The organism is Nocardioides currus, assembly GCF_003057875.1.
Lineage (GTDB): Bacteria > Actinomycetota > Actinomycetes > Propionibacteriales > Nocardioidaceae > Nocardioides > Nocardioides currus.
This window is the reverse complement of the sequence record NZ_PYXZ01000009.1, coordinates 116,814-129,513: the sequence shown is the minus strand read 5'-3', so window position 1 is coordinate 129,513 and position 12,700 is coordinate 116,814. Positions and strand designations below refer to the sequence as shown.

The following is a 12,700-nucleotide window of genomic DNA, read 5'->3' as shown; positions in this document are numbered from 1 at the left end:
GCCATGAAGTCAGCGATCCTCGCCGCCATCGGCCTCGTCGCCGCGCTCACCGCCGGGTGCTCCGACACAGCCTCGTCCGGGGCCCTGGGACCCGTCACCGCCGAGGGCGACCGGGGGTGGCCGTTCGAGGTCGAGGAGGTCGACCGCTTCGACGAGCCCTGGGCGATGGCCTTCCTGCCGGACAGCGGCGACCTGCTCGTCACCGAGCGCACCGGCGCCCTGCACCTGCGCGACGCCGACACCGGTGAGCGGGTCGAGGTGACAGGCACCCCTGAGGTGGTCGACGCCGGACAGGGCGGACTGGGCGACGTGCTGCCGGGGCCGACGTACGCCGACGACGGCACGGTCTACCTGAGCTGGGCCGAGGGTGGTGACGGAGGAGTCGGCGCGGCCGTGGGCCGGGCCCGCCTCGAGACCGACGGCGACGGCGCCCGCCTGGCGGACCTGGAGGTGGTGTGGCGCCAGACCCCCAAGACCGAGGGCGAGGGCCACTTCGGGCACCGGCTCGCGTTCTCCCCGGACGGGGAGCACCTCTTCGTGTCCTCCGGCGAGCGCCAGCTCGGCGCACCGGCCCAGGACACGTCCAACACGCTGGGCTCCGTCGTGCGGCTGACCCTCGACGGCGAGCCCGCGCCGGGCAACCCGCTCGCGGACCGCGGCGGGGTCACCGCAGAGATCTGGAGCTGGGGGCACCGCAACCCGCTCGGCCTCGAGTTCGCCCCCGACGGCACGCTGTGGGAGTCCGAGATGGGACCCGAGGGCGGCGACGAGCTCAACCTGGTCGAGGCCGGCGCCAACTACGGCTGGCCGGAGGTGTCCAACGGCAGCGACTACGGCGGCGCCGATATCCCCGACCACGCGGCGGGCGACGGGTTCACCGCGCCGGTCCGGTCGTGGGTCCCCAGCATCTCCCCGGGCAGCCTGATGATCTACGACGGCGATCTCTTCGAGGACTGGCGGGGCGACGCGTTCCTCGGCGCGCTCTCGGGCGAGGCGCTGGTCCGCGTCGACCTCGACGGCCGGAGCGCCGGTGACGCCGAGGTCTTCGACCTGGGGGAGCGGATCCGGGCCGTCGAGGAGGGACCCGACGGCGCGATCTGGCTCCTGCAGGACGAGGGTGCCGGACGGCTGCTGCGGCTGACACCGGCCTAGGGCGACCTCCGCGACCTGTAGATTTCCCGGCGTGACCACCAGCGACGCCGTGACGAGCACCCCGCCGCCCCGGCACTGGGAAGCGGACGTGCTGCTGCGCGACGGGAAGACGGCGCACATCCGCCCGATCCGCCCCGAGGACGCCGGGCTGCTGGTGGAGTTCTACGCCCGCGTGTCGGAGGAATCGAAGTACTACCGGTTCTTCTCCCCGATGCCGCACCTGTCCGACCGCGACGTCAAGCGCTTCACCCAGGTCGACTACGTCACCCGGGTCGCGCTGGTGCTGACCTCGGGCGACAACATGATCGCCGTCGGCCGCTACGACCTGGTGGAGGAGGGCAAGGCCGAGGTCGCGTTCCTCGTCGAGGACGGCCACCAGGGTCGCGGGATCGGGCAGCTGCTGCTCGAGCACCTGGCGCAGGCCGGCCGCGAGCGGGGCATCGAGCGCTTCATCGCCGAGGTGCTGCCCGACAACCACGCGATGATCCACACCTTCAAGGACGCCGGCTACCGGGTGGCGAGCCAGTACGACGAAGGCGTGATGGAGCTCGAGTTCAGCATCGACCCCACCGACACCGCGATCGGGGTGATGGCCCAGCGCGAGCACCGCGCGGAGTCGGCCTCCATCGAGCGCTTCTTCCGGCCACGGTCGGTCGCCGTCATCGGCGCGAGCCGACGCCAGGACACGATCGGCCAGGCGCTGGTGCGCCACCTCGTCACGGGCGACTTCACGGGTCGCGTCTACGCCGTCAACCCCAGCGCCGACGCGGTGTCGGGGATGCCGTCGTACAAGACCGTCGGTGAGATCCCGGGCGAGGTCGACGTCGCGATCGTCGCCGTCCCCGCGGAGGCCGTGCAGGACGTCGTCCTCGACTGCGCGGCCAAGGGGGTTCACGGCCTCGTCGTCATCTCCTCCGGCTTCGCCGAGACCGGCGAGGAGGGGCGCGTCCGCCAGCGCCGCCTCGTCGGGCTCTCCCGCTCCTACGGCCTGCGTTTGATCGGGCCCAACGCGCTCGGGGTCATCAACACCGACCCCGAGGTCAGCCTGAACGCCTCGCTGTCCTCGGTGATGCCTCCCCGCGGTCGCGCCGGCTTCTTCTGCCAGTCCGGAGCCCTCGGCTCGGCGATCCTGGAGAAGGTCAACAACCGGGGCCTCGGGATCTCGACCTTCGTCAGCGCCGGCAACCGCGCCGACGTGTCGGGCAACGACCTGCTGCAGTACTGGCTCGAGGACGACGCCACCGAGGTCGTGCTGCTCTACCTCGAGTCGATCGGCAACCCGCGCAAGTTCTCCCGCATCACCCGCCGCGTCAGCCGCAAGAAGCCGATCATCGCCGTCCGGTCGGGCCGCTCCACCCAGGGCGTCCCGATGGGCCACGCGGTCCGCAAGATCGCCGCGCCCTCGCAGGCCGTCGACGCGATGTTCCGCCAGTCGGGCGTCATCCAGGTCGACACGCTCGAGGAGATGTTCGACGTCGCCCAGCTGCTCGCGCACCAGCCGCTCCCGCGCGGTCGCCGGGTCGCCGTGGTCGGCAACTCCGACGCGCTCGGCCTGCTCGCCGCGGACGCGGCCACCAGCGTGGGCCTCGTCGTCAACAAGCAGGTCGCGCTCGGCGCCGACGCCGGCGCCGAGGACTTCGAGGACGCCCTCGACGCGGCCATCGACGACCCCGAGGTCGACGCGGTCGCGGCGATCTACATCCCCCCGCTCAACACCTCCGGCGAGGACGTCGCCAACGTGCTCGCCGCCGTCGGCGAGCAGTCCGACAAGCCGATCGTGTCGACCTTCCTCGGCGCCGAGGGCGTGCCCGAGCTGCTGCGCGTGCCCGACGTCGCCGGCTCCAGCGCGGGCCGCGGCTCCGTCCCGTCCTACCCCGCCGTCGAGGCGGCGGTGCGCGCGCTGGCGCGCGTCGTGGAGTACGCCGTGTGGCTGCGCACCCCCGACAAGGGCGCCGCCGACGAGGAGCTCGTCGACCGGCAGGCCGCGCGCCGGGTCGTCAACGAGCTGCTCATGCACCACCCCGAGGGCCACGACCTGACGATGCCGGAGCAGCGTGAGCTGCTGGCGGCGTACGGCATCGAGCTCTGGGAGACGCGGGCGGTCACGACGCGCAAGCAGGCGCTCGACGCGGGCAAGGAGCTCGGCTGGGACGTGGTGCTCAAGGCGACGGCCCCCCACCTGCGCCACCGCCCCGACCTCGCGCACGTGTGGCGCAACATCGACGGGCCGGCCGACATGTCGGACGCGTGGAGGTCGCTCAACGAGCTCATCACCGAGCCCGAGACGGCTGGTTTCGTGGTGCAGAAGAACGCGCCGCCCGGCGTCCCGGTGGGCATCTCCTCGATGGAGGACCCGCTGTTCGGACCCGTGCTGTCCTTCGGGATCGGCGGGCCGCTGACCGAGCTGCTGGGCGACCGGTCGTTCCGGATCCCGCCGCTCGCCGAGCACGACGCGCAGGACATGGTGCGGGAGATCAAGGCCTCGCCGATCCTCTTCGGCTACCGCGGCAGCGAGATCGTCGACGTCACCGAGATCGAGCGACTGGTGCGGCGCGTCGCCCAGATCCAGAACGACCTGCCGCAGGTGCGCGCCCTCGACCTGCCCCTCGTGCTCGCGGGCGCGAACGGGGCGGCCGTGCTCGGCAGCGCGATCCGGATCGAGCCCGTCATCGACCCGCGGTCCGACTGGTTCGTGCGCCGGCTCTCGACGCCGCCGGGCGACACGCTGCCCGACTGAGGGTCCGCGCCGCGTGACAGACTGCCCGCATGCGCAGCAAGACGTCTGACTCCGGGCCCATCGGGGACCTCCGGCGAGCCATCGAGCACACCGGCTACTACCCCGAGGTGGTCTCCGACGGGGTCTTCTCCGCGGTCGGCGGCGAGGAGCTGCTGGCGTTCTTCCTCCACCACGAGCCGACCTTCGACCGCGACGAGGTGCGCCGCCACCTGACCGTGGCCGCGCTGACGCCGTCGCGGCTCGTGCTGGCCCACACCGACGAGCACCCCGGCGACGACCTGCTGCCCGACCCCTACACGTCCACCTCCACCGAGGCGGTGTCGCTGTCGTCGATCCGGTCGGTGGTCGTGACCCGGATGATCGCCAACCCGACCTCCGGCCCGTCGACGCCGGCCGAGGCCGTGCTCACGGTCGGCTGGGGCGGCGTGAGCCGCATCGACCTCGAGCCCGCCGGTTGCTCCGACCCCGAGTGCGACGCCGACCACGGCTACACCGGCGTCCTCGCCGGCGACGACTTCTCGCTCCGTGTCTCGGCCGCGGCCGACGGCGGGGAGGCCGTGGCCCGCCTCCTGGGCTTCGCCGAGTCACTGTCCTCGCTGACGCGAGGATGAGTCACCCCGACCCGCGCCCCGACGGGTTCACGCTGCCGGCGTACGGCGACCGGTCGCTCGGCGACGTCGTGCCGGCCGTGGCCCGGGCCCTCGGGGTCGGCAACGTCCTCGACGGGACAGGACCCTCCGGCCTCGTGCTCCCCGACGCCGGGGCGTACGTCGTCTTCCTCATCGACGGACTGGGGGCCGAGCTGCTGCGGCGCTACGCCCACGCCGCACCGTTCCTCGCCTCGCTGGCCGAGGGCGGCTCGGTCGGCACCGCGGGAGTGCCCTCGACGACGGCCACCAGCCTGACCTCCCTCGGCACCGGTCTGGTCCCCGGCGCGCACGGGCTGATCGGCTACACCGCACGGATCCCGGGCACGGACCGGCTGATCAACCACCTCACGTGGGACAAGCACGTCGACCCCCTCGACTGGCAGCCCCACCCGACCGCGTTCGCCCGACTGGGTGCGGCGGGCGTGCACGTCACGGTCGTCAACAAGCGCGAGTTCGACGGGTCCGGGCTCACCGTCGCCGCCCACCGGGGCGCGACCTACGTCGGCGCCGACCGCGTCGGCGAGCGGATCGCGGCGATGGTCGGCGCAGCGGCGTACACCCCGTCGCTGACCTACGTCTACGACTCCGACCTCGACTGGACCGGCCACAAGTTCGGCGTCGCGTCGACCCAGTGGCTGCAGCAGCTCGCGATGGTCGACGCGGAGGCGGAGCAGATGCGCGAGGCGCTGCCGGCGTCCGTGCGGCTCCTGGTGGTGGCCGACCACGGCATGGTCGACTCGGCCGTCGCCGCCCGGGTCGACGTCGACGAGGTGGTCGAGCTGCGCGACGGCGTCAGCCTGCTCGGCGGCGAGGCGCGGTTCCGCCACCTCTACTGCTCGCGCGGGGCGGTCGACTCGGTGGTCGCCACCTGGCGCGAGGTGCTGGGGGAGCGGGCGCTGGTGCTGACCCGCGACGACGCCGTGGCGCGCGGCTGGTTCGGCGAGGTGTCGCCCGGTGTCCTGCCCCGCGTCGGCGACGTCATGGTGGCGTGCCACGACGACGCCGCGATCGTGTCGAGCGCCGACTTCCCCTACGAGAAGTCGCTGGTCGGCATGCACGGCTCGCTCACCGCCGCGGAGATGCTGATCCCGATCCTCGTCGGCTGACCTGTCACGATCGGTCCTCGGGATCCGTCAACGAGGCAGGGAGCGCTCGTCGAGGGCGCGGACGACCACGGAAGGACCACGATGAAGACCATGACGTGCCGCCAGCTCGGCGGACCCTGCGACCTCGAGCACCACGGCGAGACCGCCGACGACGTCATCAACTCGCAGGACAGGCACCTCAAGGAGGCCGTCAGGGCCGGCGACACGGCGCACGGCCCGGCGCGCGACGAGATGAAGAGCCGGTGGCGCCACCCGAAGCGGTCGCTCGGGTGGTACAACGACTCCAAGAAGGCGTTCGCCGCCCTGCCCGACGACTGACGGGAGCCCCGTGGACCAGCTCGAGGACGTGCGCGAGCGGCTCGACCGTTACCGCGACCAGGGGCTGGCCGAGGTCCAGGGCTGGTTCGAGCCCGAGTCGGCCGAGCTGATGGCCGACCTGCTCCTGCACCAGCTGGACCTCGGGCTCGGAGGCGGGGTGGCCGAGATCGGGGTCCACCACGGGCGCTCGTTCCTGCTGCTCGCCAACGGTCTCGGGCCGGGGGAATCAGCCGTCGCGCTCGACGTCTTCGAGCACCAGGAGCAGAACACCGACCACTCGGGGCGCGGCGACCGCGGCCGGTTCGAGGACAACCTGGAGCGGTGGGCGCCCGGCGTCCCGGTCGCGGTGGTGGCGCGCTCCAGCCTGGACGTGTCGGTCGAGGACGCCCGAGAGGTGTTCGGCCGGCCCCGGATGTTCTCGGTCGACGGTGGCCACACCGCCGAGATCACCCGCCACGACCTCGAGCTGGCGGAGGCCAGCCTGGGCGAGGGCGGCGTCGTGGTCCTCGACGACATGTTGAACGGCCACTGGCTCGGCGTCCTGACCGGCACGGCGACGTACCTGCTCGACCAGCCGCGGCTGGTCCCGTTCGCCCTGTCGCCCAACAAGCTCTACCTGGCGGACACGCCGGAGGCCGCGCGCGACTACGCCGAGCACCTGCGCAGCGCCGTACCCGACCTGCTCGGCAAGCGCGACGTCGAGTTCTTCGGCACCACCGTCGACGTCTACGGGCAGGGCGCGCCGCGACACCGGCAAGCGGCGGCGCCGGCCGCCACCCTGGCCGCGGCGCTCACCCCCGACCTCCGCAGCGCCCGTGCCGTGGCACGGCGGGCCCAGCGCGAAGCGGCCAGCCTCGCCGACCAGCTCGCCGAGCTGCACGCCTCGCACTCGTGGCGGGCGACGGCGCCGCTGCGGGTCGTCGGTCGACTCGTGCGCCGGCCCTGACCGGGGTGCGTCAGCCGAAGGGGAGGGGCTCGGGGGCGAGCGAGACCGCCTTGGCGCGCGCGGCCGTGAGGCGACGGCGGTGGTGCTGGCGGCACAGCACCTCGTAGGCGACGTGCGCCGGCGGCTCGTCGGCGGCCTCGACGTCGCCGACCACGACGACGTCGCCCTCGGTGACCATGACGCCGTTCTCGGTGCGGGCGTTGTGCGTCGCCCGCTTGCCGCACCAGCACAGCGCCTCGACCTGGAGGACGTTCATCCGGTCGGCGAGCTCGACCAGGCGGCTGCTGCCCGGGAACAGCTGGCTGCGGAAGTCGGTGAGGATGCCGAAGGCGAAGACGTCGATCTGGAGCTCGTCGACGATCTTGGCGAGCTGGTCGATCTGCTCGCCGGTGTAGAACTGGGCCTCGTCGCAGATCAGGTAGTCGATCCGGCCGCCCGCGGTCAGCGACGTGACGACGTAGCGCCAGAAGTCGAAGTCCTCGGGGACCTCGAGGGCGTCGTGCGTCAGCCCGAGCCGGCTCGACAGCACGGCCTGCCCCGCCCGGTCGTGGGAGGTGAAGATGCGCCCGACCCGGCCCCGTGCCGCGTGGTTGTGGTTGGTCTGCAGGGCCAGGGTCGACTTGCCGCTGTCCATGGTGCCGGTGAAGAAGTGCAGTTCAGCCACGAGGCGTGATCCTGTCATAGGTTGACCGGGTGACCTCACCGCTGATCCCGGCCGCGGAGCTCGTGTCGCTGCTCGGCCGGGTCACCGTGCTGGACGTCCGCTACCGGCTGGGCGGACCACCCGGCGGGGATGAGTTCGCCGCGGGGGACACGTGCCCACCGCGGCGTACGTCGACCTCGACTCGTGCCTCTCCGGACCGCCCGGTGACCCGGTCGGCGAGGACGGTCGGCACCCGCTGCCCGGCTCGGACGACTTCACCGCCGCGATGCGGGCAGCCGGCGTCAGCAGCGACGTCCCGGTCGTGGTGTACGACGACTGGCAGGGCCGTGCGGCGGGGCGGGCCTGGTGGCTGCTGCGTGACCACGGGCACCCGGACGTGCGCGTCCTCGACGGCGGGTGGTCGGCGTGGGTCGCCGGCGGTGGCGAGGTGTCGACGGACGCCGTCGCGCCGGCGCCGGGCGACTTCACCGGGACGGGCGGCTCCCTCCCGGTCGTCGACGCCGGCGCCGTGCCGGCTGCCGGCGTGCTGATCGACGCCCGCGCCCCCGAGCGCTTCCGCGGCGAGACAGAGCCGGTCGACCCGGTCGCCGGACACATCCCGGGAGCGGTCAACATCGACACCTCCCGCAACCTCGCCGCCGACGGGACGTTCCTGCCCGCCGACCAGCTCCGGGCCCTCTACGCCGGCGTGGGCGCCGTACCCGGAGCAGACGTCGCCGTCTACTGCGGGTCCGGCGTCACCGCCACCCACGACCTGCTGGCCCTCGCCGTGGCCGGCGTCGACGCCGCGCTCTACCCCGCCAGCTGGTCGGGATGGGTGTCGGACCCCGCGCGGGCGGTCGAGACCTCGTGAGGATCCGCATCGAGGGGCACACGCTGCCCGGACGCGACCCCGGCTCGCACCGCGACGTCCAGGTCGGCATCCAGGTCCGACGCGAGCCGGCCGAGCTGGTGCCGGCCGACGCCGCGAGCGCCACGTGGGAGGTCGAGGTCACCGAGTCGTACGGCGCCGACGTCCGCGACTTCCACGGCCCGGTCGTCCAGGGCAAGCGCGGCGAGCGGTTCGTCTACCTCACCTGGCTGGAGGGGCCGGACGCGACGATGTTCCGCCGCGCCAAGCTGATGCTCGCCGACGCGCCCGAGGCCGACGTCGTCGTCGCCCGGGTCGACCTCACCGACGAGGCCGGCCTCCCGCGGTGCGCGCGGTTGCGTCCGCCGGCGGTGGAGTGGTCCGTCGGCTGAGACGGCGATGTAGTTCGAGGCACCCGAACGGGTGGTCTAGACGCCGTTCGCCCACGGGCACCGCCTGGCCCGCCTACGGTCCGGATATCGGACTGCGTCCCTCCGCGGCGCGGCGATCCACTCATCGGAGTCTCTCGTGAACTCTCGTCTGCGCCGCCCCGCCGGCGCGCTCCTGGCCGCCGCGGTGGCCACCAGCGTCTTCGGCATCGTGCCCGCTGCCCACGCCGTCGAGCTGTGGACGGTCTCGGGCACCGTGACCGGTCTCGCCGCCGCGCCCGTCGACCGGGTGTACGTCAGCACGCTCCAGGAGGTGGATGGAGAGTGGGACTACGTCGACCTCGAGAGTGCCTCCGGCATCACCGACGTCGACGGCGACTACTCGCTCGCCCTGCCCCCCGGTGACTACCGCTTCGAGTTCCAGGACTACGAGAGCGGCCACTACCTCGGGGAGTACTACGACGACGCGCCGACGGTGGAGCAGGCCGACACCGTCGTGCTCGACGGTGACCGCGACATCGACGTCGCGCTCACCCCGGCCAGCCACGTGGCCGGCACCGTCAGCGTCCCTGCCGGCCAGTCCGCTTCGGGCGTGCAGGTCTCGGTCTACGCCGCGACCGAGACCGTCGACGGCGACACGTGGTGGCGCTTTGCCAGCGGGGCGTGGGTCGAGCCCGACGGCTCCTACGACGTCGGCGGGCTCCCCGCCGGGACCTACCGCGTCGGTTATGAGGACAGCGGGTTCCCGCCGCCGCGCCCCGCTCACCAGGTGGCCCCGCCGTTCAACGAGCCCCGCTTCGCCAGCGAGTACTACCGCGACCAGCTCACCGTCCAGGCCGCGCAGGACGTCACGGTCGGCACGGGTGCGACCACGGGCGGCATCAACGCCACCCTGGCCCTGCCCTCGAGCGTCTCCGGCACCGTCACCGACGTGAGCAACGCTCCGATCGCCGGCGCCGACGTGCGCGCCAGCGTCCACGGTGCTGATGGCTGGGACAGCATCGCGTACGCGACGACGGACGCGTCGGGGCACTACACGCTGAAGGGGCTCGGCGCCGGCACCTACCGCGTGGAGTTCGGCCACGAGGTGTCCGACACCCAGTACCTCTACGAGGCCTGGAACAACAAGGCCGACATCGACGAGGCGGACGACATCGTCGTCTCCGAGGACCAGGACGTCTCGGCGATCGACGCCAAGCTCGTCGCCGGCGAGCACGACCCGCTGCCGTTCCTCGAGGGCGTCACCATCCCGCAGATCAGCGGCACGCCGCAGGTCGGCAGCACCCTCACCGTCACCAAGGGCACGTGGAACGCTCCCGACTCCGAGATCACCGCGGCCTACCAGTGGTGGAACGACGAGGGCCCCATTGCCGGCGCCAACGCCTCGACGTACGTCCCGACGGCCACCGACCTGGGCAAGAGCCTCGTCGTCATCGTCGACGCCTCCGCGCCGGGCTACCAGGACCGCACCAACATGTCGACCGTGGTCGGCCCCATCGTCGCCGCGCCGGCCCCGCCCGTCGTGACGCCCCCGGCCCCGCCGGTGGTCACCCCGCCGGTCGTGACGCCCCCGGCGCCCGTCATCTCGTTCTCGAAGAAGATCGACGTCGCCGGTGCGCTCAAGGTCGGCTCGACCCTGAAGCTCAAGAGCTTCAAGGCGCTCGTCTCGCGCGCATCGGTCTCCTACAAGATCCAGTGGTTCGCGGGCGCGAAGAAGATCAAGAAGGCCACGAAGTCCAAGCTCAAGGTCACCCGCGACCTCAAGGGCAAGAAGATCTCCGTCAAGGTGACCGCCACCTCCGGCGCCACCAGCAAGACGGTCAAGGTCAAGGTCGGCACCATCCGCTGACCTGAGTCATGGAGGAGAGCGAGCGGGGACGGCCACCGGCCGTCCCCGCTCGTTCGCGTCCCAGCCGCTGCGGCGCGTCGGACGTGATGAAGTCCGGCGGGCACGTGCGCCCGAGCGTGCGTCGTCGCCGTACGGCGACTTCCACCCGTCCGACGCGCCGTGCGCGTGGACGCGGGGCGCGGGCTGAGCGGGGCTCAGCGCACGTCGACGGCGTCGCCGACGCTGATCCGCCCGGTCGTCTCGGGGATCAGGTGCACGGCGAACAACGTCTTGTGCTCGACCAGTCGGTGCCGGGCCAGCGTGCGGATCGGCTCCTTGTCGGTCCGCAGGGACTCGACGTCGATCGTCGTCATCACGCACCGGTCGGTCGGCTTGGCGACGCGGAACCGCACCTCGCCGATCGTCACCTGCGACCAGTCGTCCTCCGCGAACGGCTCCTCGCCGTCGACCACCAGGTTGGGCCGGAAACGGGAGATGGGCAGCGGAGCGGGCGGCTCCTCGCCCCGGTCCAGGGCACCCTCGGCGATCCAGTCGTTGAGCCGGCGCATCGAGGCCTCGGACGCGATCGTGACGGGGTAGCCGTCGGCGTACGCCGTGAAGTCGCCCGGGCTCGAGAAGGCCGGGTTGAGGGTGCGACGGGTCGGGTCGTCGCACCAGAGCAGGTGGAGGTCGTCGCGGCCCAGGGCCTTCTGGACCCAGGCGTCCGCCCCGGGCCCCGCCGGGATGCCGCGGAGCTCGTTGGAGAAGACCTTCGCCCGCACCGACTCACCCGTCGGTGCGTCGAGCAGCAGGTCGGGCAGGTCGGCCGTCCGCAGGCGCAGCGCGCGGGTGAGCCCGGCGTCCGTGTCCGGGGTGTCGGCCGTGACGGCGAAGAGCGCGTGCACCTCGCGCGCGCTGACCATCACCCCGTCGTCGTCGACGACCACCCAGGTGCGGTCCCCGGTCAGCCCGCCGAGCCCGACCGACGCCGTGTCGACGGGTCGGATCGCCGTGCTCTTGACGGGATGGATGTTCAGCGCGGTCAGCCGCACGGCCGCGGTCGCCTCACTCGCTCGGGCCGCCGAACATGATCTCGTCCCAGCTCGGCACCGACGCCCGGCCACGCGCCTTCCGGGCGGGCCGGCGCGAGGTGGGTTCGTCGGCCGCCGGGTCGGGAGCGGGGTCGCCGGTCTTCTCGTCGGCGTCCCGCGCCGAGTCCTCCGCCGAGTCCTCCGCCGAGTCCTCGTCGGGACGGGTCGACTCATCGGAGCCCAGACCCGCCTCGGTCAGGTCGAGGGTCGTCTCGGTCGCGTCGGCCTCCTCGGTCGCGTCGGTGACCAGCTCGATCGCGTCGTCGCCGAGCGGCAGCTCCTCGGCGGGTACGGCGCTGAGCCGGCGGGTCCGCGCCTGCTGGAGGTCGTCGCGGGACCCGGTGCTCGGCTCGCCTGCGGCGGCGCGCGCCACGACGTCGCCCACCAGCCAGCGGGCGTCGTCGTCCTCGACGGTGACGAAGTTGCCGCGCACGTCGAACGCGAAGGTCGCCTTCCCCTTCCGCTGCGTCGTGCGGAACGCGCCGACCAGTGTCCAGCGGCCGTCCTCACGCCGCCACGCGTCCCACTCGACGAGGTCGGGGTCGACGTTGAGGCCGTGGAGGTGGGCGCTGACCGCCTCGCCCAGGGTCCGGGCGCCGGTCTCGCCGGTCTTGCGTCGCAGCGACGAGGACTGTGCCCGCTCGGCGACGTGGGCGCGCTCGGCGAGCACGGGCGCAGCGAAGACCATGATCTTCTCGATCGAGGTCTGCGCCACCTGGGCCACCGACTCGGGTGTCTCGCCGCCCCGGATGCGGGTCTGGATGTCGCGGGGGCGAAGAGCGCTGTCCATGTGAATCTCCAACTGGCCGATGCGGGCGTGCTCGCCGCGGATGGCGGCTCGGAGCGGGGTGTCGATGTCGAGGGTGAACTCGGTTCCGTGGTCGTCCACCAGCAGCAGGCGCGACCCGTCGTCGCTGCGTCCCGCAAGCGTCAGGTGGGCCATGGATGGTGCACTCCAGCTGGTGGTCG

Annotated in this window: 12 protein-coding genes; 9 read left to right on the top strand and 3 right to left on the bottom strand. The window is 72.8% G+C overall.

Going from position 1 to position 12,700, the window contains the following annotated elements:
- Window positions 1-3 precede the first annotated feature (3 nt).
- The 6 genes from C7S10_RS18325 to C7S10_RS18300 all read left to right on the top strand — a co-directional run bounded on the left by C7S10_RS18325 (window position 4) and on the right by C7S10_RS18300 (window position 6,909).
- On the top strand, window positions 4-1,152 hold the full coding sequence (locus C7S10_RS18325) for a PQQ-dependent sugar dehydrogenase (RefSeq protein ID WP_108345893.1): 1,149 nt from the start codon (window positions 4-6) through the stop codon (window positions 1,150-1,152).
- 31 nt (window positions 1,153-1,183) lie between these two features.
- Window positions 1,184-3,889: a bifunctional acetate--CoA ligase family protein/GNAT family N-acetyltransferase gene (locus tag C7S10_RS18320; protein WP_108345892.1), complete on the top strand. Its 2,706-nt coding sequence runs from the start codon at window positions 1,184-1,186 to the stop codon at window positions 3,887-3,889.
- Between the two features lie 29 nt (window positions 3,890-3,918).
- A complete protein-coding gene (locus tag C7S10_RS18315; protein ID WP_108345891.1) occupies window positions 3,919-4,500 on the top strand; it encodes a DUF5998 family protein in 582 nt (193 codons plus the stop codon).
- Complete coding sequence (locus tag C7S10_RS18310) at window positions 4,497-5,645, top strand: alkaline phosphatase family protein (protein WP_108345890.1); 1,149 nt, start codon at window positions 4,497-4,499, stop codon at window positions 5,643-5,645. Before C7S10_RS18315 ends, C7S10_RS18310 begins: the two co-directional genes overlap by 4 nt.
- Window positions 5,646-5,726: 81 nt before the next feature.
- Window positions 5,727-5,963, top strand: coding sequence for a hypothetical protein (locus tag C7S10_RS18305; protein ID WP_108345889.1), 237 nt, complete (start codon window positions 5,727-5,729; stop codon window positions 5,961-5,963).
- Window positions 5,964-5,973: 10 nt separating this feature from the next.
- Window positions 5,974-6,909 (top strand): class I SAM-dependent methyltransferase, encoded by a 936-nt coding sequence (locus tag C7S10_RS18300; RefSeq protein ID WP_108345888.1) that lies wholly within the window; start codon window positions 5,974-5,976, stop codon window positions 6,907-6,909.
- Between the two features lie 10 nt (window positions 6,910-6,919).
- Here C7S10_RS18300 and C7S10_RS18295 read toward each other — a convergent pair whose 3' ends face one another.
- Window positions 6,920-7,573: a thymidine kinase gene (locus C7S10_RS18295; RefSeq protein ID WP_108345887.1), complete on the bottom strand. Its 654-nt coding sequence runs from the start codon at window positions 7,571-7,573 to the stop codon at window positions 6,920-6,922.
- Between the two features lie 151 nt (window positions 7,574-7,724).
- Between C7S10_RS18295 and C7S10_RS18290 the strand changes: the two genes are divergently transcribed.
- From C7S10_RS18290 to C7S10_RS18280, 3 genes are all read left to right on the top strand, one after another.
- Window positions 7,725-8,426 (top strand): sulfurtransferase, encoded by a 702-nt coding sequence (locus tag C7S10_RS18290; RefSeq protein ID WP_341476756.1) that lies wholly within the window; start codon window positions 7,725-7,727, stop codon window positions 8,424-8,426.
- Window positions 8,423-8,815 carry a DUF5990 family protein gene (locus tag C7S10_RS18285; protein ID WP_207769459.1) on the top strand — a complete coding sequence of 131 codons (393 nt, stop codon included), beginning with the start codon at window positions 8,423-8,425 and terminating at the stop codon, window positions 8,813-8,815. Before C7S10_RS18290 ends, C7S10_RS18285 begins: the two co-directional genes overlap by 4 nt.
- A gap of 136 nt (window positions 8,816-8,951) precedes the next feature.
- Window positions 8,952-10,661, top strand: coding sequence for a carboxypeptidase regulatory-like domain-containing protein (locus C7S10_RS18280; protein WP_114327807.1), 1,710 nt, complete (start codon window positions 8,952-8,954; stop codon window positions 10,659-10,661).
- Between the two features lie 194 nt (window positions 10,662-10,855).
- Here C7S10_RS18280 and C7S10_RS18275 read toward each other — a convergent pair whose 3' ends face one another.
- Window positions 10,856-11,692 (bottom strand): MOSC domain-containing protein, encoded by an 837-nt coding sequence (locus C7S10_RS18275; RefSeq protein ID WP_165807215.1) that lies wholly within the window; start codon window positions 11,690-11,692, stop codon window positions 10,856-10,858.
- Between the two features lie 13 nt (window positions 11,693-11,705).
- Complete coding sequence (gene sepH / locus C7S10_RS18270) at window positions 11,706-12,674, bottom strand: septation protein SepH (RefSeq protein ID WP_108345883.1); 969 nt, start codon at window positions 12,672-12,674, stop codon at window positions 11,706-11,708.
- Window positions 12,675-12,700: the final 26 nt, after the last annotated feature.